Here is a 22,535-nt window from a genome sequence, read left to right on the forward strand (position 1 = left end):
AACCCAGGCCATTTGGCCGGTTTGACGCATCACTAACGGGAATGTTCGGCTACCGGCACGGCGACGACCTGACCTTCAAACGTCGGTGGCTGGGCGGGGTAGGCAACCTTGCCACCCTCGGTCGACGCTTTGACCAAGACCCATTCAGCTGATTTGCCATTCTTGCGGCCTTGGAAAACGTTCAACTTACCTGTAGACAGGTCGGGACTGCTGGTCATGATTCGTTTGGTTCAATGGGTACATGATGAGGCGACAACGACAGTGTTTATTCCAGGGACAAATTGTAACACGCACCACCACCGCGTGGCTGACCGTTCACCGGATTGCCAAGACACTTAAAACGGTTCACCCTAGAGGGCTCCCACATTCTGACCGGCCAGTGACGATCACGTGAAAATTCTCCGCCAAATCATGCACACCTTCGACCTTCATGTGTCGGGGCGCTGGTTCGTGCTGTCGATGATTGTTGGCGTGGCCGTAGGGATCGGTGCGATCGCGTTCTATATTCTCGGCCAGCTTGTGGTGCGTTACACGCTGGGTGAATTCGCCGGTTATATCCCTCCCTCACCGACCGGCGAGCGAGGCTTGTTTGAGGTCTCCACGACAGTCTTCCGCCCCTGGATGATTGTGGTCGTGATGACAATCGGTGGCCTGGTTTCTGGGATGATTGTGTATCGCTGGGCGCCCGAAGCCGATGGGGCGGGGGGGAACACCGTCATCGACGCGTTCCACAACAAACGTGGCATCATTCGTCCGCGGGTGCCACTGATCAAAATGGTGGCTTCGGCGATCACACTGGGGACCGGTGGATCGGGTGGCCAAGAAGGCCCGATTGCATTGATCGGCGCAGGAATGGGTTCCTATTTGGGAACTCGTCTCGGACTATCCCATCGCGACCGACGGATCTTGCTGGCCGCTGGAATGGGGGCCGGCGTGGGGGCCATTTTCCGGGCCCCCTTGGCCGGAGCCATTTTTGCCGGCGAAATCCTGTACAGCGACTCCGATTTGGAAGCCGACGTGATTGTCCCGGCGGCAACGTCATCGATCGTGGCCTACAGTGTTTTCAGCCAAGTCCTGCCTAGCGAGACTCGGTTCATGCCGCTGTTCGGTCGCCAACTGCAGCACTCGTTTACATCACCGGTCGAGCTAATTCCTTACACGGTGCTGGCGCTACTGATGATTTTTGCCGGGATCGCCTACGTGACGACCTTTGAAAAAACCGGCAACTGGTTCCGCCGGCTACCGATTTGGCCACACGTTCGCCCTGCGATCGGAGCCGCGCTGGCGGGACTATTGGGAATTGCGGTGCTGTATTTATTCTCCGGTGACAAACGCGCCTTGGCGGTGTTGGGAACGGGCTATGGAACACTGCAAGGCGTGCTGACCGAATCCGCGTCGCTTGGTATCCCACTGTTGGTGGCCATTGCTCTCACGAAAATTGCCACCACTTCGTTGTCAATCGGATCAGGAGGATCCGGCGGCGTGTTCGGACCCTCGATGATCATCGGCGGCTGTCTGGGTGCATCCATCGGGTTGTTCTTTCATGACCTGTGGCCGACCGTCGTGGTCGAACCGGAAGCCTACGCGGTCGTTGGCATGGCCGGTTTCTTTGCCGGCGTCGCCCGCGCGCCGATCTCCACGATCATCATGGTCCGTGCATTGACCGGCGACTTTGGGTTGTTGGTTCCGACCATGCTGGTTACCACACTCACGTTCGTCGCATGCAGTCGTTGGCGACTGTATCGGGAACAGGTCCCCACCCGAATGGATTCAAAAGCCCATCGCGGTGATTTTATCATCGACGTGCTGGAAGGTCTCAAAGTCAGCGACGTTTATCCCAAAGATCAGTCCATCGTGATGATCCCCGAAGCGATGACGCTGGACGAGATCGTGCATCGCCTGGCCGAGCACAATCAGCACTATTTCCCAGTGGTGGACCAGCAACACCGAATGGTCGGGATCTTTTCAGACGACGACGTACGGTCCTATCTGTTCAATGATTCGATCTGGTCGCTGGCGGTTGCCAGCGATGTGATGTCCAGTCGTGTGGTCAGCGTTTCCCCCAATGACGACTTGAACTCCGCCCTAAAACGCTTCACATCGACCAACCTGGACGAATTGCCAGTGATCGATCCGGAAAACCCAGGCACGCTGCTCGGGATGCTGCGACGTAAGGAAGCTATCGCGGCCTACAACCAGCGGCTGATGGAGCACAAACAAGCCGCTGCGGATGGATAGAAAAACTGGGTAGCGGCGGAAACGTCATTTTGACTAATTTGTCATCGACAGTTCCCCGCTCGTTCAACCATTGGGATGGATTCCAAGTGAACACGAACGCCTCCGACCGACGATTCGGACTCGCCCTTTCCGGAGGCGGATTTCGCGCAGCTCTCTATCATCTCGGTGTGATCCGCTTCCTGCGTGACGCAAACACGCTGGCCAATGTCACCGATATCACCTCCGTTTCCGGCGGCAGCGTGATCGGCGCGCACTTGGTACTCAATTGGGACCGCTACTGTGGTAGCGACGAAGAATTCGACCAGGTTTCAGGCGAGTTGCTGGCGTTCTTGCAACTGGATGTTCGCAATCGAATCGTCCGCCGATTTCCGCTGGCGTCCATGGTCAATACCACCCGCCGAGCTTTACGGTTGTCCACCCGTCGACAATTGACACGGGCCGGATTGCTGGAACAGCACTATGAAAATTTCTTGTACGGCGATACCGGATTATTCAATCTGCCCGAATCGCCGCGGCTGTATATCTTGGCCACCAACCTGAGCGAAGGCTCGTTGTGTGCGTTTTATCGCGAGGGGCTGTTGCTGCAACGACGATCGCGGTGCGGCAAACAAGTTCATTTTGAAGAGGTTGAAATGGGGCTGGCGACGGTGCCGATGGCGGTCGCCGCATCGTCCGCCTTTCCCGGTTTTTTCCCCCCGCTGGAACTCTGTGGCAGAGACGTTGGTGCCAAGTCGGGCGAATTCGATCGGCATTCGTTTACCGACGGTGGAATCTATGACAACATTGGGTTGCGAATGTTTCACCACCTCCAACAGAACGCCCCCCGCCGTGCCGAAGCCGATGCGACGGTGGACGTGCTCGATCAGGAAGCCTTTGCAGAATCCGTGATGTCGGGTGCCAGCATGCCCGCCGGATCCGCCCAACGCGAATTGACCGATCGCATCCTCCGCAATAGCGCTCGCTCGTCGGACCAATCGGTTCGTGTCGATGGCGCCCAGCAGATTAATTCGCTACTCGTCGGACTCTCCGAAGTCTCGCGGACCGAAGAACTGTATCGAATTCCTGCCTTCCAATCGTTGCCGCTATCCGACCAGCAAGCCCAGGCGAAACTCCATCGAATCGTCTCCAGCGGTCAGGAGCCGGACATCGGTGATCGGATCTGGTTGAACTGTGAACTGGCGTCAGCGGCGCTGCGACATATCGGCGGTCGTCCCTGCATCAAATCCGGCCCCAATCAATTGGACGGAGTGCTGGTCAGTGATGCGGGAGCCAGTTTCAAAATCCGTTCGGGTGGACGCGCCGGCGGCCTGCTGAGCACCGCGCTGCGTTCGACCGACATTCTGATGGATCGTGTCAACCAACTGGAAACCGAATCGTTTGCCGATACCGCAGGCGCGCTGTTCTTTCCGATCACACGCCAAGTCCGGCAAAACCAAGACCCCACGGCACCGCATCCGGAAATCCAACGCCAGGCCGCTTTGATCCGGACCGACATGGATAAATTTTCAGACCTGGAAATTTCATCTCTGGTCCAACACGGCTACTGTGTCGCCCGCCAAGTGTTTCGCGAAAGCGGAACCAAACTCTCTGACAACGTGCCCGACAATGCCCCCTGGGACCCCTTGGGGAATCGATACGATTTGGGCGGCGCGGCCCAATCCCTATCGGAACACCAGCAAGTGTTACCGGCGGCTAGAAAACTGCAACGTTCATCGTCGCGACGAACGGTCAGCACACTGTTCGATTTTCACGACTGGCCGACCTATCTGTGGATCCCGCTATTGGCCTTTGTCACGTTGACACTGCCCTACGTAATGTACACAGCCCATCGAACCAGCGTTCGCCAGGGTTATGTGTTGACGGCGGTCGCCGAAACCAGCCCGATCTATCGCGACGTTCTCGATCTGCTGCACAACGGACGGAAACCGGCGATGCCGGTGATCCCGTTTGAAGAAGTTGATTCGGTCAAACCCTTGGATTTCACCGGATACGACGTCATCACCGACGACCGGATCTATGACTTGCGCGGCTGGACCGAACACGAGCAAATCGAGCATCCGGCACGGATGCACGCCCGGTTTCGATTCCGCCGCACGCCCGAAGCGCTGGATCGCTCCCATCTACGGATTCAATTGCCAACCTCCGATCCGTCGATGCGCGTCGAGTTTCTGCCCAAGAATCTGCAACCCACTCACACTCGCCTGAAACTGGGGCCAGAGCAGTACCTGTTTGAAACGGCACTGGATTTTTCGCACGTCCCCATTGGCACCGACACCTCGTTGATGGTCAATCAAGTGCTGTCGGACACCATGGCGGACCAGAAAAACGGCATCGCCAAGTTCCGATTCACGATCGCGGCCAAAACCGGATTGGCACGGATTTGGGTGTTGCTACCCGAAGGCCGTGATCACGACCAGTTCGCACTCAATCGCTACCCGATCGATCACCCCGAACAGGTCGAACTGGTTCAAGCAACGATGACGGTCGAACTGCCCATCGGCTCGATCGCGACGTTTGAACTGATCAACCCCGAAAGCGACTATCGCTACGAGTGCCGATGGCGCTGGCTGGACATGGACAATAGCCATTCTTCGCACTGAGATCGGCAAACCATGGCCGATCGGAACGGCCAGCGACTCTGCCGACCGAGGAGGCCTGGGCGATCGCTCTAAGCCTTGGTTGCCAGTTCGTCAAATAACTCAACCAGTGCCGTGAAACGCACTGGTTTGACCATGTAACTGTTGAATCCGGCGTTGATTGCGCGCTGGCGGTCACTCTCTTGCCCATAGCCGCTGAGGGCCACGACATAGGATTGGTCGTCAAATGTTCTTAGCTGGTGCACCATTTCGTAGCCGTTCATGACGGGCATTGAAATATCGGAAAAAATGATCTCGGGGGCGAACGCACGAGCCTGTTCCAATCCTTCTGCACCGTCACTTGCCTGCTCCACCACATGCCCCATTCGCTGCAACAGCCGCACCATCAGCACACGATTCGCCCGTGTGTCCTCGACCACCAAGACCCGAAAACTGCGTCGTGGCGAGCGTTTCGGTGCAATCGATTTCGCTTCATCGGCCTGCGCCATGGGCTCACGCATCAACGGCAACCGCACACTAAATTTGCATCCCTGGCCGAGCCCCTGACTTTCTACTTCAATCGATCCTCCGTGCAGTGCAATCAACGAATGAACCAACGACAACCCAATCCCCAGCCCGCCTTGACCCTGCTGCTTTTCGGCGTGCAATTGGTGAAACATCTCAAACACCGACATCAAATCCGCCGCCGCGATGCCAATACCGTTGTCTCGGACTTCGATCAATGCTTCCTGGTCGTCGGCTGTGACTGACAACCAAATCTGTCCGTTGGGTTCGGTGTATTTGGCAGCGTTGTTCAACAAATTGACCAATACCTGCGACAACCGGGTTGCATCACCGATCAACATCAGTGGTCGGTCACTGGTATGCACGTGCAGCGTGTGAGAGCGTTGGTCGATCAATGGCTGCGTCGATTCCATCGCGTTGCGAACCACATCACGCAAATCACAGGGTTTGGTTTGCAACTCGATTTTCCCACGGCTGATGCGTGAGACATCCAGCAAGTCGTCAATCAATCGCACCATTTGATCCACATGACGATCGATCAACTGGCTCAGCTCCCGGAACTCATCGGGATCATCTTCGACCATCTGCATCAAATGGGTCGCTGCCTTGATCGGCGAGAGAGGATTGCGAAGCTCGTGTGCGAGTGTCGCCAAAAACTCGTCTTTGCGCCGATCCGAATCCGATAACTCTGCAGCAACCCGCCGCAGTTCTTCCTGCATCTGGTGTTGTTCGCTAATGTCAGTGTTGGTTCCGAACCATCGCCTGATGTCCCCCCTGGCATCGCGGAGCGGCATCACCTTGGTCAGAAACGTGCGAAAGACTCCATCAGCACCACGCAGCGGAAACTCCATATTGAACGGTACGCCGTTATCGAGTGACGCCTGCCAACGATCCAATACCTGTGGCAACGTACGTTCGTCGTGCACGGTTTGCCATCCACCATGGAGCATCTGTTCCAAAGTCGTGCCGGTATACTCGTACCAACGATTATTGAACCAGTCGATTTGACCGTCGGGCTGGGCACTCCACGCCAATTGCGGAATCGCATCGGCCAACTGCCGAAAATGCGTTTCGCTTTCACGCAATGTTTCATCGACGCGAACGCGATCAGTAATATCAACTGCGGTGCCGTCAAAACTAACCAGTTGGCGACGCCCGCCGCGATCTTCAAAATTCGCCCGCCCTTTTGCAAACACCCAGCGAATGGTTCCGTCAGGATGCACCACTCGATAGTCTGCCGCATAGGGCTGGGGATCTTCGGGACGCGTTGCCGCAGCCACACCGTCTCGAATGTGTTGCCGGTCGTCAGGATGAATGGCGGCGAATGCCTGTTCGTAGGTCAGCGGGTCTGTCGAGCCGCTGAAAATCACACGAAAACGCTCATCAGATGTCAGCGTGTTGGTGTCCGGATTGATATTCCAAGCGCCCATTTCGGCGGATTCCAATGCCAATCGCCATCTTGCTTCGGCGTCTCGCAGTTCCCGTTCGGCCCGCCGCTGAGCACTGATATCGACCACCACCCCCGGCAACCGAACTGCATGCCCGGCCAAATTGCGTTCGACTCGACCGCGAGCAATCACCCAGCGAATTTCTTGGCCGTTGGGCTGTACACGGTAGGTCGCTTCATAGGTATCGCCAGACTCAATCGCCTGTTCGATCGACCGGACAACCGATGCGCGGTCGTCCGGGTGGATGGCCGCGATGTAATCCTGCAACTCTCCTCCACAAGCGGCTTGATCACTGACGCCAAACAATTGCTTTAGGTTGGGATCGGCATGCACGATGTTATCGACTAAATCGAACTCCCATGTTCCGATTTCACCAGCAGCCAATGTCGAATTGAGTCGTGATTGAACCTCGCGAACCGCCAAGTCGTTTCGACGTTGCTCGGTGAGGTCACGGAAAACCAACGCCATTCCGACCTGATTGCCCTGTTCATCACGCAGGAGATCGGTGTTTAAATCGACCGGGCGCCGCGTGCCATCACCAGCAACCAATAGCAATTGATCTGGGACAGGATTGATGTCGCCTGCGGCATCGGTATCACGCATGCACCGCTGTAGCAAGTTGTCGATCGGGCGCCCTGTCAATTCGCAAACCCAGCGAAACAGCGATTCGAAGGGTTGACCGACGGCCTGTGCCTGGGACCAACCGCTGATGCGTTGCGCGGCTTGGTTCAGAAAGTCGATTCGCCCATCGGCCCGGAGCGTGACCACGGCATCGACTGTGTTCTCCAAAGCCAGTTGCATCAGCGCGGACGACGTCGCCAGCACATCACCGCGTTGGACATTTTCAACCGTCGTTTCAGATTGGTCGAGACGCTTTTGTGACGGCTCGCATTTCGATCGCCAAAACTCACTTGACATGCCCAAATGCCTGTAAAATCCGACTCTTCGCCTCGGCCATTTGCCCCGACGACCGGGGTGGCTCACTGCCAATAGTGGACTTCGCCACTGCGTCTCTATTTTAGGCGCGTGTGAACTTGGCGTCGCTCAAGCGGCGTTTGGTTTCGGCCATCAAGGCGTCTTCTTCCGCTTCGGTCTCTGCAACATAGGTGACGCTGAATCGCAGAAACGCCCCGGCATCATCCCACGGCACGGTGACGACTCCCAATTGCTCGATCAAAAACCGCGTGGCGTCTTCGGCCTTGGCAAACACTTCGCCGCTCTCGGTGCCTGAGGGAGACGGCGTGTACAGGAAATAGGTCCCGCCGGGCATCTCGCAATCGAACCCACAGTCAGTCAACACGGCGACCAGTTTCTCCATCCGCCGTTTGTATTTGGCGTGGATCCGGGCGGGAATCGAATCGTCGTCCAAGGCCGCCGCGGCGGCTTTTTGGGTGGCGATGAATTGACCGCTATCGCTGTTGTCTTTGACATCGGCAAACGCCGACACGATCCGCTGGTGACCGGCCACGAATCCCATCCGCCAGCCAATCATGTCGTATCCCTTGCTCATCGAATGCACTTCGACGCCGACATCCATCGCCCCGGGTGTCTCCAGGAAACTCATCGGTTTGCCATCGAACGTCAGCATGATGTGTGCCGCGTCGTGGACCACGATGAACTCTTTGTCCTTGGCCAGTGCCACGACCTTTTCAAAGAACTCTCTCGTCGCCAAGCGACCGGTCGGCGAGTTCGGGTAGTTCAACACCATCATCTTGGTGCGGCGGAAAATATCGTCAGGCACACTGTCCAAATCGGGCAGAAAATCATTCTCCGCCAACAATGGCAAACGATAGACCTCGCCACCGTAGTAGCGCGTGTGCGTCCCGGCGACCGGATAGCCCGGAACGGTCATCATCGTCACGTCACCGGGATTGATGAAACAGGCCGGCAGCATCGCATAAGCCGGCTTGCTGCCGATGCAGTGGTTGATCTGCGACTGTGGGTCGAGCGTGACGCCAAAATGGCGTTGCATGAATCGCGCCGCTGCCTGCTTGTATTCGGCCACGCCGTTGTCCGCATAGCCTCGGTTGGCGGGCTGATTGATCTCGTCGGCCATCACTCGACGGACTGATTCGTCGGCCATCGAGTCATTTTCACCGATCCCGAAATCCAGCAATTGCCGATCGGGGTGTGTTTCCAACGCCGTTCGCTTGGCGCGTTTGATTTTTTCGAACTTGTAGATCTCGGTGCTTTTTCCGTACCCCGCACCACCGATGCGATCAGCGAACAACGATTGGAAATAGGGATCTTTGACTTCAGGTTCAGCAGCAGTGGACATGTCTGTACTAAGAAAATTGGTCGACAAGGTTCAAACGAGCGTGAATGATAAACCCCGACGGCAGAATTCGCGAGTGCCGGAAACGATGATTCAGCCCCCCAATCGACGGAGCGCTGCCGCAGCCCGCTGGTTGCTGGGATCCAACGCCACCGCACGCCGATAATGCAGTAGCGCCGTTTGCCGGTCCCCCGTCCGCTCCAGTGCAGTGGCTAGAAAATAGTCGACATCCGCCAAGTTCGGTTCCAAGGCCAGCGCCAATCGCAGCTCGCTGACAGCGTTGACCGGTTGGCCGGTCGCCAACAGCGCCCGCCCTAAATTGACATGCACCTCGGGCATCGACGGCGCTTCGCTGGCCGCGCGGCGGAACAGCGAGAGCGCCTGCTGCATGTCACCGCTCTCCGCCGACGCAGCACCCAAATTGGCAAATGAACTGGCGGCAAATCGCCCGGTGTCATGAACCGGAAGGTGACAGACCACTGCGGTCAGCAGCGCCGCCGTGGCGGCGGCAATCAACCGCCCCGTTTGGCCCGAGCGAACAGCTTGGATCGTCCTGCTGATTCCCGCTGCGGCAAACGGAATCATCAACGCGACCAACGGGTATCGATAGCGGCCCAAGACAAAGAAGCCAACGATCGCCACGATCAACACCACAATCAATAAATACCACAACCACAATCGTCGCCATTGGTCGATCGTCAACACCAGCCCAGCCGACGCCAGCGCCACCAGCACTCCGAAATGCCAAAGACGGTCGAACATCAACAGGACCACCGAGTAATCCCGATAGACAACCATGCTTTCTACGTCGGGCACTTCAAAATAATTGACCACCATCAATGACTTAATCCCCAGCAGCGTCAACCAATCGGCCGGCGCGCTGCGGATGTCCTGCCAAGTCTTTTGAAAATAGAAACGCGAAACCTCTCGTGCAGACAATTCGCGACCGCTTGCTTGTTCGGCCAATCGCACCGCATCACTGCGCTCATGAAGTGGCGTCTCATGACCAGGAACCAAGGGCGAATAGACTCCGTTTGCCAATCGATTGTTGCCGATATAAAAGTTCGGTCCGGCCTGGAACGTCGTCGGCGACCACTCGCCGCCCAGTGAGGCGTTGCGCGCCGCAACGGGAAACAGCACCAACAACAACCCGGCGCAGTACAACGCCGAAAACAGCGTCCGTGTCCGGCCATCCCAGTCGTCCCCCTGCGATCGGCTGACGCTATCACGGCGCCCCAGCCAAATCCAAATCAGTGGCAATGGCAACCACAACAATGTGTTCTCACGCACCAACATCAAGCAGCCCAGCGTGATCCCACAGGCGATCACTTTCCAGCCCGCCACATCTCCCGAGGGCCTTGTGCCGCCGGTTGGTTGATCGGTTTTGACTTCCTCTGGGCTGCCGCCCGGCCGCCCCATCAACGGCGTCAACCAATACAAGAACAAACACAATAGGAACGACGCCAACGACGTTTTCTGAATCAATCCGTCGTAGTAGATCGCAGCCGGAAAAACCGCCAACATCACCGCCGCGATCAATCCACTGCGTCGATCAAACAGCGATTTGGTGGTCGCCCCAATCAACCCGATCGACACGGTTCCCAAGATCACCTGAACGATGCGAACCGCCGTCACACCACTGCCAAAGCACTTTAAAATGACGGCAATGAAGTAGGGATACAGTGGAGCCTGGTAGAACGTTTCACGGCCGTACCATTCGCCCCCGACAATCCGCTCTGCCCACTGAAAATAGCCCTTGGCGTCACCAATCAAATGCAGCGTCGATGGCACCGTCTGGGTCTGAAACAGATGCACCAACCGCAACAGCAACCCCAACGCACAAATCGCCGCTAGCTGGACCGCGAAATGTTCCCAAACCGAATCGCCGGAGGTCTGCGGGGACTTTGGCAGCGCTGCCGCAGACACTGTAGATGCCGAGCGGCGACGGGTGGATACAAAAGCTTTTTTGCGACTCACGAAACCACAACCGGTTCAGGGCCCACCAAGACGCGGCGTGCAACGGCCTGGGCCACGGCTTCATTGGGCCCCAAATAGCGACCGACGACAAATCGAACCTGTCGGTGTCGCTGCGCCGCCTGGTCGACTTGCTGAACGATCGCATCGTACAGTCGGCCTTGGAACAACAGGTGTGGCTGAACGATCACCTGGCGAACTTCCGGTCGTGATGCCACGCGGTCCAATACGTCGGGCAATCGCGGTTGGGCCATCGCATAAAATCCGACCGCGTGATGGATCAAACCCGCACGTCGCGCAACCACCTGCCCCAACACCTGCATGTCGGCCTGGGCGCAGGGATCATAACTGCCACGTCCGACGGCGACCAACGCGGTCTCACGGCCCAATGACATGTCGGACTCCGCAGCGGCCTGTTCGATTCGATCTCCCAACAAGCGTATGATCGACGGGGCGCGAGACAACGGCCCCGACTGGCTGTGTGTCACACCCGGCGTTTCGGCGGCACACGCGACAATGGCTCGCGGAATATCCTGCCGCGCATGACCGGCGGCAAATAACAACAGCGGCGCGACACGGACATGACGCACGCCCTGGTCCACCAGGCTCCGCCAGCCCTCGGCGATCGTCGGCTGTTGAAATTCCAACAGGCAACCTGCCACCGGATGCGGGTACAGGCACTTGGCCAGCAGATCGGCGAGTTGAAAAAACTCACGCGTCCCCTCGGCGTCACGTGTCCCATGTCCGATCAGCAAGATGCCGTCTGGTTGTTCTGCCACCTTACACGTACTTGCGATGCCTAGTTCCTTACGCTGTGGTTGGACTCACGATGTGGAATTCACCGTGCTTGATTCACCGTGCTTGATTTACGGTGTCGTCGCGACCGACGATCCGTCAAATCCGTCGGACTTCAGCGACGCAATCGCTTGCTGCGGATCGAACCCTTCGCGATAGGTCACGATCACTTGGCGATTGTCGATCACACCCTCTTCTTTTTGGGGTGCCAGTTCGACCGCCACCACATCGTCACGCTGCTCCAGGCTCTTTTTCACACTGGGATAGCAGGCAAACGGACAATGCATTTCCGGCACGTTCAGCGTCAGCGATGCTGTGTTGACATCGGTCTGTGGGGTGATCGACGCGACCGACTCGGACGCGACGGATTCACTGGCGGCCGGCTGCGCGTCGCTCGACGCATCCGGACTGACGGTGATGAAGTACATGATTCCAGCGGCGGCCAAAATGGCGACGGCATAAGCAAGCGAACGCATCGAGAAAATCCTTAAATCGGTGGGACAGGTAATGTGGGCAGAAAGGGCGACTGAAAAACGACCGTTCCGGCTGCTTTCGTAGCTGCCGCTATCGTTTCATCTTGACGCGGAGTGGTCAATTATCGCAGTTTCCCGGTCAGCTCGGCTGCAAACGCCGAAAACTTGAACAAATTCCTGCGTGCTTCCTCTTTTTAGGCGGTTTTTCGCCCGGAGACCTGCTCGTTGTACCGCTTGCCGTCCCTCGCACCGAATCCAGCTGCAGCAGTTTGCCGCGACTTTTTTGTCGTTTGCAGGCATTTCATTGCGCGATTGGTACTGGTTGGCCTGCTAATCGGGGCCGGCTTGTTCGCAGGCGGCATCGCTGCGGCACAGTCAGCCCCGCCACAACCCTTCGTCACCTCGCCCCCGGCCTCCATCCCCGCTTGGGGTGATCCCTATCAACTGAATTCTGCGGCAAACGCAGGTGTGGCACCGGCGGTTGGAATCTTTGGCAACGGTGGATTTTTGAACGGGCCCATTTTCGGTGGTTCGCAAGGGTACACTGCGACCGCCCCCTATATCGTGGACGACCCCTACTATTTGGGAAACGCTCAGCCGCCAGGATTGAATGCTCCAATCGTCGACATGCCGCCGACCATGCAATCTGGAATGCTTGGCGGTTCGTTCATGGGCAATCTTGGCCAACGCCTGGACTCGCGATTTTATTTCCGAGCCGAATACTTGTTGTGGGACACTTCCGGCATGGGAACTCCCCCGCTGGTCACGACCAGTCCCGCTGGGACGCCCCAAGACATTGCGGGTGTGTTGGGCGAACCCGGAACCTCGGTCCTGTTCGGTGGCGGAAAAATCAATGGTGGCGCGACCAGCGGATTCATGACTCGCAGCGGAATGTGGTTCACCAAAGAACAACGGGCATCACTCGAAAGTGAATTCTTTTGGGTCGGCGGACAGGACGATGGCTACACCGGATACAGCGACGGTTCGGTGATTTTGGCACGCCCCTTTTTCGATATCGATTCCGGCCAAGAAACCGCGCAACTGCTTTCCTATCCGGACATCGTCAGCGGCAGCGTGAACGTGCAATCGGATTCCGAACTGATGTCCTATCTGCTAAGCGGACGGTTCGCACTGTGCCCGCCCACCGGAACTTGCTGCCAGCCCTGTGGGGCGCGTGAGCGGACCGATTGGCTGATCGGCTATCGATACCTGAAACTCGAAGACTCCCTGCAAATCAACGAGAGTCTTCAATCTGAATTGACGTCGGCTCCCGGATCGGTCGCCCTGACCGACAACTTCCGCACCAAGAACCAATTCAACGGTTTGCAACTGGGTGTGATTCATGTTGAACCCTTACAGCGAGGCTGGTTCGAATCGGCACTGCGCGTGGCACTGGGCAACAACAAACAAACACTCAACATCAACGGCAACACCACCTACACCGAATCCGGTGTGACCGACACTTATCCTGGCGGACTGTACGCCCAGCGCACAAACAGCGGCTCGTTCACACGAGACCAGTTCGTGTTCGTTCCTGAACTCAGGCTGCGATTGGGTCTGCGAGTGACAGACCGCTTCCATTTCACGATTGGCTACTCGGCGCTCTATCTGCCAAACGTCATCCGTGCCGGCGAGCAAATTGACACAGACATCAACCCCGGACTGATTCCCGAGGAAAGTGATCCGCTGACCGGTGCGCTCCGCCCGCAGGTCCAATGGATCCAGTCAGACTACATCGCACACGGATTGAATCTGGGCGGCGAGCTGCAGTTCTAAGTGGGCTCTCTCTCTCGAAATCTGTCGAACGCAAAACGATGGGAGACGCGATTGATCGGACACGGGGATCATCCTACCAATTCGCGGTGACGCATCACTACTGCCGAACCGGGATCGACGGCAGCACGCTAGGCCAACTGGTGCCAACCCGCAGCTCATCAAAAAATTGTTCCTGCGGACCACTGCCCGTGATGATCGCCAGATCAAGAATCGCGTCCGACCAGAAATCCTCGGTCATGCAAGTCCAAACCGTGGGCTCGATCAAATGGATCGGTTCATCGGCTTCGTAGACACGCGCCCAGACTTTGTCGGATTGTTGGTCGCGTGTCTGGATTTTGGTGACCCACAACAACGGCCCATTGCGTACGAATCTGGCGGCCGAAGCGAACGAGTCATTATTCCCGAGTCCGATCAATGGCCGTCCGCTGGAGCTGAAGTTCAACGAGACCGAGGGCCCCCAGTAATTGTCTTGCGAACGAAAGGTGACCCGCAACGATTCATGAATTTTTTTCTTCCAGACGTCGTCTTCCTGCGGAGGCGGGCTGGCTGCAGAAGCCAATCCCCCTCGCCGAATCACAAAACTAACGAATAACTCTTGATCGGATCGAAAATCAATGGGGCGAACCATTTCACGAATCATCAGATTGCGCCCCTGAGAAAATCGCAGGTAAGACGCTTTTGCATCGTCCGATGGATGCAGCGTCCCGAAGGGATGCGCCCGAGATGAATTCGAATCAGCGGCATCGGCGCGGCGGACTTCGATTTTGCCGATGGTCGAAGTCTTGGCTAGACCATTGTGCATATTGCCCGGGTATTGCCATTGTCCGCTCCAGCCGAAACTGCTGGGGCCGCTCTTCTTCGACCGCAATGACACAGCGTCGGGTGCTGCACCCTGCGAGATGTCAGCCGGAGGTCTAAGGGTGTCAAAACTTTCATACAAGACAACACTGCCGGGGTCTTGATCGATCGCTTGGTGAACTTGATCAACAAAACTTTCGCCTTTGACGGGGACCGAATTGACCGTCGACAACCCCACCGTATCGACGCGGATCGACTGGCCCTTGACCAGCGTTTTTGAATCGGCCGAGGCCTGGGGAAAACGAGCCAACACCTCACCGTCCAAGACATGGACTTCGGTTGCCCCCGAAGACTTGACATCGAGTCGAAATTCGGTGCCTCGGTCTTCCACTTCCCCGGTGGGAGTCAACAAAGTGAATCCAATTGCCTCATCAGGAACATGAACTGTCATCTGCCCATGATGGACACGTGCCAATCCGCGTGAAACCAATTCCAGATCACAGTTTTGGTCCAGTACCACTGCGGCACCGCTTTGAAAGCGGACGACCGCGGTCCCCTCCAGTAGTCGCAGGCGGCCGGGTTGTAGCGGCGTGCCGTTGCGAACGGACGTCTGACCAGTCGGCCAAGCGGATCGTTGACCAGGCAGCGCACGCCGATCCCAGCGGCAACCCTCGCTCATCATCAGCGTTGCCACCGACACCGCCTGCCGCTGCGATAGCGCACCGGGCTGCAGCGGATCACTCGCAGAGCCACCCGGATTCCTAGCTCCCGGATTCTCGTCGTCGAAGGAGAACAGCCACATCCCGATCAACAGACTGGTGGCAATCGCGGCGATCGTCCAAGCCAGAGTCGGCCGCCCACCGGCGCTGTCACTTTCGGAATGATCTTCGCTTTGCATCCATTTCGCATCGCCCCGTGGCGAAATCAACGGGGGCTCGGGATCGGATTGTGCCAGCGAGAGACACTCTCGCATGGCGCTATCGATTTCAATTTGCCGCAAGTAAAAATCCTGCAACCCCTGATCCGCTTTTAATAGCGACTGCAATTCTTGATGCTGTTCGGGGGTGATGGTTTCATCCAACAAGCGATCGACCAACTGACGCACGCGTTCCTGTGCCGCAGAATCGCTCATGATGCAGCTCCCTGATTAATCACTTGATTCTCGGACACCGACAGCTTTCGTTCGACACAGCTTGACAACTGTCGACGTATTAAGCTCATCCGGTTGTAGAGGGTCCTCAATGAGCGTCCCGATCGCTTGGCGTAATCGACCAAGGTCTCGCCTTCATGGTACGCCGCTTCGACCATTGATCGATCGTGACCGGGCAACTGCTGGACACACAATCGTAGCGCATCCAAACGGGTCCCCAGGTCGTCAGCGGTTTCTAAACGTCGCTCCGACAGTTGATTGATCAGGGCATCGTCAAACTGTAGCCGGCTGCGACCGGAGACACGCAGGAAATTTTGCACCTCGTAGTATGCCACACCACAGGCCCAGGGGAAAAAGTCTCGCTGTTGATCGAATTGATGAATCTTTCGCCATAGCAGCACGCTACAGCGTTGAAAGACATCTTCGGCGTCTGCGTTGTTGGGTAACAGCGAACGGATATAGGCAAAGAGACGACTGCGGTTTTGATTAAATAGCTGAAGGAACAACTCGTAGCAATCGGTCGGTTCCATTGGCTCATTCATCTTCATTTATCCGGGGGGAAAGCAGTGTGGACAACACCCTCTACCAGGGAATTCGTACGGCTAGCCGAGATGTTACCGAGAAGGTTCTTGAAACATTTTTCAACTTTTTCTGGTAAGGCCTTCAAAAGCCCGTACGAGACATTTTTGTAGGGGATGAACTCCCTAGAGGCGAGCTTCCCCGCCCGTTTTCCTTCCCCCGTCCCAGAGCAGGCCCGCAGTGATGCCCCCGATCAAATCCTTCGTCAGACCCTCGCTTGCCATGGCCCTGCTCTGCATTGCCGGGTTCAACTTGACTGGTTGTGGCGGCAACCAAGGAGGCGTCATCGACATGCCTCCCCCAAGCGAAAACCCATACCAGATCACTCCCGAACAACAGCAAGCACTCGACGACTCTCTCAGCGGACAGTCGGCGCAATAGCCGATTGCAAACAACCGCGGACACTCGATCGCGCGCTCGTAAATTCTTTTCACGTTTTTCGTCTTTTCTATTCGCGTTAGGTTAATCGAATGAACTCTAAAAACAGGTCCGGTTTCACGTTGGTGGAACTGTTGGTCGTGATCGCAATCATCGGAATTTTGGTGGGGCTGTTGTTGCCGGCAGTCCAGGCGGCCCGCGAAGCGGCTCGCCGCATGAGCTGCAGCAACAATTTCAAACAGATCGGTCTGGCGGTTCATAATTACCACTCCGCCTACAAACAGTTGCCGATCCAAGGCAGCGGAACCGGTTGGGACCGGGCGACGACGAACATCTTTGAAGACTCGCGGATCACCAGCCAACTGCACTTGAGCTACTTGGTCGGCGTGCTGCCCTTCATCGAACAGCAAGGATTGTGGCAACAGATCTCCAATCCGCTGCTGAACGACTCGGGCCTCGGCCCAACCCCGTCGTGGGAACCGATGGGGCCAAAACCGGGAACCGGCCACTACGAGTACACGCCCCATGTCACGGAAATCCCCGGTTTTCGCTGTCCCAGCGACCCCGGTGTCGGCTTGCCGGCGATGGGGCGAACCAATTATGCCGCCAACTATGGTGATTCGAACCTGAACTCGTTTGCCGGATTGGTCAGCAACACCGGCGGTCCCGTGCCGACCGGCCGCGCCAACGGTGTGGCACGGTTTCTGCGCGGCGCCTTTGTGCCTCGCAAATCAATGAAGTTTCGCGACTTCTTGGATGGCACCAGCAATACCATACTGTGCGCAGAAATTGCGACGGATTTGGGCGACCGTGACATCCGCACACGCGGCTCCTACTCCAATGGCGGCAGCGTGATCGATAACGCCAAATTCTGCTTTGACAACGGTCAAATGGATCCCGAACGACCTCGATTCTGGGCACCGGCGACGTTTCCGGCCCAAGATCCCAACCCGGCGATTTACACCGGCCCGTTGCGGGACGGATTGGGACGTGGATTTAACTGGGCGGCGGTGGCACACATTCACACCGCGTTCAATACCATTCTGCCGCCGAACTCGGAACTCTGTCTTTCCAACAACAACGAGTGGACCGAGGGCAACTGGTCGGCGAGTAGCCGGCACCAAGGCGGGGTCCATATCCTGCTGACCGACGGCGCAGTGAAGTTCATTAGTGATTCGATCGAAGCAGGCGACTCGCGAGCCACACAGCGCGTCGTTGCCGGCCAAGCAAGTCCGTACGGTTTGTGGGGAGCCTTGGGGACACGCGCCAACGGCGAAGTCATTCAAGAAGAACTCTAGTGCGAGGGCTTGTTAAACCGAACGAACGATCATTCCAAATGGAAGGTGCCTCAGTGCTCTCGCCCAATAGGTGTTTGCCAAAGATCTGGGTGGGGTGTGTGCGTTGGGTCGTGGTAGGGGTGTTGGTGACGGCGATCACTTCGTCGATCAGCGGGCAACCACCACAGCCCGCCACGGCCAAGTCACACACCGCCTGGACCGAATCGCGTCTCAAGGGTTCGCCTGAGCCGCCGCTGCCGATCCGCGTGCAGCGAGTGCACCCCCATCTACAGCTCGATTCTCCCGTCACGGTGATGGATTTACCGGGCTGCGATCGTCGTCTGGTGCTTCAACGCGACGGCAAACTGCTAACGTTCGTTCGCAACGATGATGTGCAAACCGCCCAACTGGCGCTAGACATCGGCGCCCTTGCAGAGACGACAGCGGGCGAAAAAATCGCTGCGGCTCGTGACGCGACTCTCGATCCCGATTTCAAATCCAATCGGCATGTTTACGTGGTCTGGGGCATTCGGCCGTTGGAGATTTCTGGCGGCACGCGCGTCTCTCGATTCACCCTCGACCGCGCGAACCCACCCACCATCGATCCGCAATCGCGACTCGATCTGATCACCTATCCCTCGGGCGATCATGTCGGCGCCTCGTTGAATTTTGGTCCCGATGGCATGCTGTATGTCACCACCGGCGACGGGGCCCGACCCTTTCCACCTGACGCAATGAAAACGGCTCAGGATCTATCGGACTTGCGCGGCAGCGTGCTGCGGATCGATGTCGCCGGCGCGGTGAAAGATCAACCGTATAGGATTCCAACGGACAACCCCTTTGTCGATCGACCGGGTGCTCGCGGCGAGATCTATGCGTTCGGTTTACGCAACGGCTTTCGCGCCGCTTTCGATCCGCAAACCGATGCGATGTGGGTTGCTGATGTCGGCTGGGAACGATGTGAGCTGGTTCATCAGATCGTCAAGGGCGGCAACCATGGCTGGAGTCTGTATGAAGGTCCGCACCCGGTGGATCCAAATCAAACGGCCGGCCCCGGCCCTCGGATTGAAGCGGCAATCGTGATCCCACGCAGCGAAGCGCAATCCATCACCGGTGGAGTGTTTGTGCCCAACGGCGTTTGCTGGACCGATAGTGTCGATCAAACCCGACAAATGCCCGCTGCAGGACACTACCTGTATGGTTGCTACATGAACGGCAACGTCTGGTCGGTCGACGTTCACAGCGACACGCCGCCGGCACCTCGCAAGATTGCCAGCACTGGCCTACGGATCATCGACTTCTTCACCAGCGATCACCACGGCGAAACACAGGTCTTCGTCGTTGACATGGGTGGAGGAATCTACCGCCTGGTCGCAAACGATCGGGCGACCTATGACGAATCGTTCCCGCGATTGCTAAGTCGAACCGGGTTGTTTCGTGATCTCGACCGGCTGACGCCTGCACCAGGTGTGGTTCGCTACCAACCGACTGCGACAATGTTCCGTGACGGATTGCAGGGCGACCGAATCGTCGCGGTGCCGACGGACCAACCGGTTGATCCGGCCAAAAACCAGTACCCGGTTGGAACGGTGTTTGCCAACACACTCTCACGCCAAGTGGTTGACCTCTCGGGCCGGAAACGACAGGAGCGCATCGAGACACAGGTACTGTTGTTCGATGGCCTGAACTGGAATCCCTACACCTACCGCTGGAATGAATCACAGTCCGACGCCGAACTGGTGCCTGCGTCCGGTGCCCGACGTGAATTGCGTCTCGACGACCCGCGTTTCGGCGTTCGCACTATTCAACACAGGTTTGCTGCCCGCGACCAATGCTCAACCTGCCACCACGTCTTCAACCAGGGCGGCATGTCGCTAACACCGGAAAACCTGTCTCGCTCCGAACAGGGGACGCCACCCTCGCCAGCCCATCCAGATCCACTTCACCAGTTTCGTTCTTGGGGTGCGTTGGTCGAATCAGGATACGTCACACCAGCTCGATCACCGGCGCGGCAGCGGCTGGTTGATCCAACGGACCCTCAATACAACCTGAATGAGCGCGCCCGGTCCTACCTGGCGATGAACTGCGGACATTGCCACCGCCCGGCCGGCGGCGCATCATCCGGATTGCACCTTCGCCGTAGCGATTCCAACGAACAGATGTCCGCACTGGATGTTGTTCCCTCCCAAGGAGACTTTGGGATCGGCGCCGCAGCAAAGTTGATCGCGCCGGGGCATCCGGAACTCTCGGTGCTGCTGTATCGATTGGCCACCGCCGGCCCGGGCAGTATGCCACGATTGGGATGCCAGGAACCGGACCTCGAAGGCGCCAAGTTGCTGTGGGACTGGATCGCCGCGATGGAACCATCCGGCGAGCCCCCCGCCAATGCAACGCCAACCTCCGACGCCATGCTGGCTTGGCGGGAACGCTTGGATCTGCCACCGACACAAGCAGCCGCGCAGGTCAGCCAGCTGGTCAACCGTACAACTGACCCCGTCGTCGCCGGACTACTGCAGCCCTGGATTGCCCCCAGCAAGCGGACTCACGTGGTCGGCGACACGCCGGATATCGAACAACTGCTGATGCAAGCCGGCGATGCAGAACGGGGGCGACAATGGTTTTTCCAATCCGCCGCATCTCAATGTAGAGAGTGTCACCGCCACAGTGGCATTGGCACAGCGACCGGCCCGGCATTGGATTCCCCTGACATCAAACGCGACAAACGCGCATTACTTCAACAGTTGATTTTCCCCAGTCATACGATTGCTCCCCAATGGCGCGCGACGACTGTGGTGACCACTGACGGACAAATCCTCACCGGTCGCGTGATGGATCGCGAATCGTCCGCGTTGACCCTGCAGTTGCCCGATAGCCGAACGGTCCAGATCAAGGACGATCAAATCGAAATGCAACGGCCCAGCGAAACATCGTTGATGCCCGCTGGGCTGTTGGCCACGATGACGCCCCAAGAAGTGGCTGACCTGCTGGCGTTCTTAATGGTACCGCCAAAATCAACGCCGCAGCCCAAACAACAAGACTTCGGTCGCTATCAGAATTGTCCGGTCATCGAAAATGATTCGACCCGAGTCGTAGTGTGTCCGCAAAGCGGCGGACGAATTCTGGAGTATTCCTTGAACGGCAAGAATGCCCTGTTCGTCTCGGCGTACGACTTGGGTACTGCCGACTCGGGCCGCAGCGACGATCCCGGCAACCGTCTGCAGTGGAAAAAAGACCCTTCAGGGGGGCGTTTTGATATCGGCCCCGAAATGGTCACTGGAAAGCGACCTGAATTGTTCTTGGGTAAATGGACCGCCCAGCGAATGAGCCCACTCTCGGTCCGATTGACTAGCCCCGACGCGGCGATCGGGGTGCGACTGGTCCGCGACTTCACCCTTGATGCAAACTCGTCACGACTGACTTGCAAACAATCGATCTTGAACCTTTCCGACGGCACACTGACCTGTTGCCACTGGAGCCGAACACTGGCCAACGGCGCCGGAATTTGTCTGATCCCACTGCAGGGATTTCAACGTTTCCCGCGGCACTATGTTCGCTATGAACAGGGCGCATTGCAACTGAAACCGGACGACCCCGCGGTGGAGGTCCGCGACGGATTCCTGCAGATCACCGGACCACCGCTCAGTCCAAAACTGGGGATGGAAACCATGGCGGGCTGGGTGGCGCATCAGCAGCGTTCCGACCTGATGTTCATTAAACAGTTCCCCACTTTTCCTGATCGACCCTATCTGGAAGTCGCCGGGCTGACCCTAGCCACATGGACCCCAGAAACAGGAGAGACGATTGAAATTGAACCGATCGGTCCAGGCGAAACATTGGCACCGGGTCAGTCGGCATCGTTCACCGAGGTCTGGCATTTGCTACCCAATCCGTATCCACAGCCGGGCCAGCAAATCGACCTCAAACGCCTGCAGCAACAGGTTCGCGACCTGCCTGCGACGCCATGGTCCGGATCCTAGGGAGCGACGTTTTCATCACAGCCCGAAGCGTGAGTTTTGAAGTTGCGCTATTACGGTAACCCGACGCATCACTTCAACGGCGCTGGTGTGGAGGATTTATCCGACTCGGGTGAGGGTTTTCTGCGAAGAATAAAGCCGGTCGGATAAATCCTCCACACCAACTAGCGACCGGCTAATTAAATCAACAGCCCGGTCGGGTTACCATAAAAGCGCAACTTCAAAACTGACGCGTCGGGTTACCATCGAAGCGCCACTTCAAAATCCCCAAACCCACCAGCGTTTGGGTCCCCGCCAGC

At 57.5% G+C, this 22,535-nt stretch carries 14 protein-coding genes; 6 read left to right on the forward strand and 8 right to left on the reverse strand.

Features of this window, described 5'->3' with window-relative positions; translation table 11 throughout:
• Positions 1 to 32 precede the first annotated feature (32 nt).
• Entirely contained in the window at positions 33 to 218 is a 186-nt protein-coding gene (locus NHH03_RS11575) for a hypothetical protein (protein WP_253156195.1), read from the reverse strand.
• A gap of 172 nt (positions 219 to 390) precedes the next feature.
• On the opposite strand from NHH03_RS11575, the gene NHH03_RS11580 reads away from it, so the two are divergent.
• Positions 391 to 2,238 carry a chloride channel protein gene (locus tag NHH03_RS11580; RefSeq protein ID WP_253156196.1) on the forward strand — a complete coding sequence of 616 codons (1,848 nt, stop codon included), beginning with the start codon at positions 391 to 393 and terminating at the stop codon, positions 2,236 to 2,238.
• A gap of 86 nt (positions 2,239 to 2,324) precedes the next feature.
• Positions 2,325 to 4,838: a patatin-like phospholipase family protein gene (locus tag NHH03_RS11585; protein ID WP_253156197.1), complete on the forward strand. Its 2,514-nt coding sequence runs from the start codon at positions 2,325 to 2,327 to the stop codon at positions 4,836 to 4,838.
• 68 nt (positions 4,839 to 4,906) lie between these two features.
• On the opposite strand, the gene NHH03_RS11590 is transcribed toward NHH03_RS11585, so the two are convergent.
• The 5 genes from NHH03_RS11590 to NHH03_RS11610 all read right to left on the reverse strand — a co-directional run bounded on the left by NHH03_RS11590 (position 4,907) and on the right by NHH03_RS11610 (position 12,307).
• On the reverse strand, positions 4,907 to 7,705 hold the full coding sequence (locus tag NHH03_RS11590; RefSeq protein ID WP_253156198.1) for a hybrid sensor histidine kinase/response regulator: 2,799 nt from the start codon (positions 7,703 to 7,705) through the stop codon (positions 4,907 to 4,909).
• A 100-nt stretch (positions 7,706 to 7,805) separates the two neighbouring features.
• Positions 7,806 to 9,065 carry an LL-diaminopimelate aminotransferase gene (locus NHH03_RS11595; RefSeq protein ID WP_253156200.1) on the reverse strand — a complete coding sequence of 420 codons (1,260 nt, stop codon included), beginning with the start codon at positions 9,063 to 9,065 and terminating at the stop codon, positions 7,806 to 7,808.
• A 90-nt stretch (positions 9,066 to 9,155) separates the two neighbouring features.
• On the reverse strand, positions 9,156 to 11,039 hold the full coding sequence (locus NHH03_RS11600; RefSeq protein WP_253156202.1) for a tetratricopeptide repeat protein: 1,884 nt from the start codon (positions 11,037 to 11,039) through the stop codon (positions 9,156 to 9,158).
• A complete protein-coding gene (locus tag NHH03_RS11605; RefSeq protein ID WP_253156204.1) occupies positions 11,036 to 11,815 on the reverse strand; it encodes a sirohydrochlorin chelatase in 780 nt (259 codons plus the stop codon). The genes NHH03_RS11600 and NHH03_RS11605 overlap by 4 nt, the downstream gene beginning before the upstream one ends.
• Before the next feature lie 87 nt (positions 11,816 to 11,902).
• Positions 11,903 to 12,307, reverse strand: coding sequence for a heavy-metal-associated domain-containing protein (locus NHH03_RS11610; RefSeq protein ID WP_253156206.1), 405 nt, complete (start codon positions 12,305 to 12,307; stop codon positions 11,903 to 11,905).
• A 309-nt stretch (positions 12,308 to 12,616) separates the two neighbouring features.
• Between NHH03_RS11610 and NHH03_RS11615 the strand changes: the two genes are divergently transcribed.
• Positions 12,617 to 14,080 carry a BBP7 family outer membrane beta-barrel protein gene (locus tag NHH03_RS11615; RefSeq protein WP_253156209.1) on the forward strand — a complete coding sequence of 488 codons (1,464 nt, stop codon included), beginning with the start codon at positions 12,617 to 12,619 and terminating at the stop codon, positions 14,078 to 14,080.
• A 97-nt stretch (positions 14,081 to 14,177) separates the two neighbouring features.
• Here the strand turns inward: NHH03_RS11615 and NHH03_RS11620 are convergent, their stop codons facing one another.
• The gene (locus NHH03_RS11620; RefSeq protein ID WP_253156211.1) at positions 14,178 to 16,010 is read right to left on the reverse strand and encodes a FecR family protein; all 1,833 of its coding nucleotides are present in this window, start codon (positions 16,008 to 16,010) and stop codon (positions 14,178 to 14,180) included.
• On the reverse strand, positions 16,007 to 16,570 hold the full coding sequence (locus tag NHH03_RS11625; protein ID WP_253156213.1) for a sigma-70 family RNA polymerase sigma factor: 564 nt from the start codon (positions 16,568 to 16,570) through the stop codon (positions 16,007 to 16,009). The genes NHH03_RS11620 and NHH03_RS11625 overlap by 4 nt, the downstream gene beginning before the upstream one ends.
• A 220-nt stretch (positions 16,571 to 16,790) precedes the next feature.
• On the opposite strand from NHH03_RS11625, the gene NHH03_RS11630 reads away from it, so the two are divergent.
• From NHH03_RS11630 to NHH03_RS11640, 3 genes are all read left to right on the forward strand, one after another.
• Positions 16,791 to 16,988, forward strand: coding sequence for a hypothetical protein (locus NHH03_RS11630; RefSeq protein WP_253156215.1), 198 nt, complete (start codon positions 16,791 to 16,793; stop codon positions 16,986 to 16,988).
• Positions 16,989 to 17,077: 89 nt separating this feature from the next.
• Positions 17,078 to 18,283 (forward strand): DUF1559 domain-containing protein, encoded by a 1,206-nt coding sequence (locus NHH03_RS11635; protein ID WP_253156217.1) that lies wholly within the window; start codon positions 17,078 to 17,080, stop codon positions 18,281 to 18,283.
• A gap of 38 nt (positions 18,284 to 18,321) precedes the next feature.
• Positions 18,322 to 22,239 (forward strand): PQQ-dependent sugar dehydrogenase, encoded by a 3,918-nt coding sequence (locus NHH03_RS11640; protein ID WP_253156218.1) that lies wholly within the window; start codon positions 18,322 to 18,324, stop codon positions 22,237 to 22,239.
• Positions 22,240 to 22,535: the final 296 nt, after the last annotated feature.

The organism is Stieleria tagensis, from assembly GCF_024129865.1.
Lineage (GTDB): Bacteria > Planctomycetota > Planctomycetia > Pirellulales > Pirellulaceae > Stieleria > Stieleria tagensis.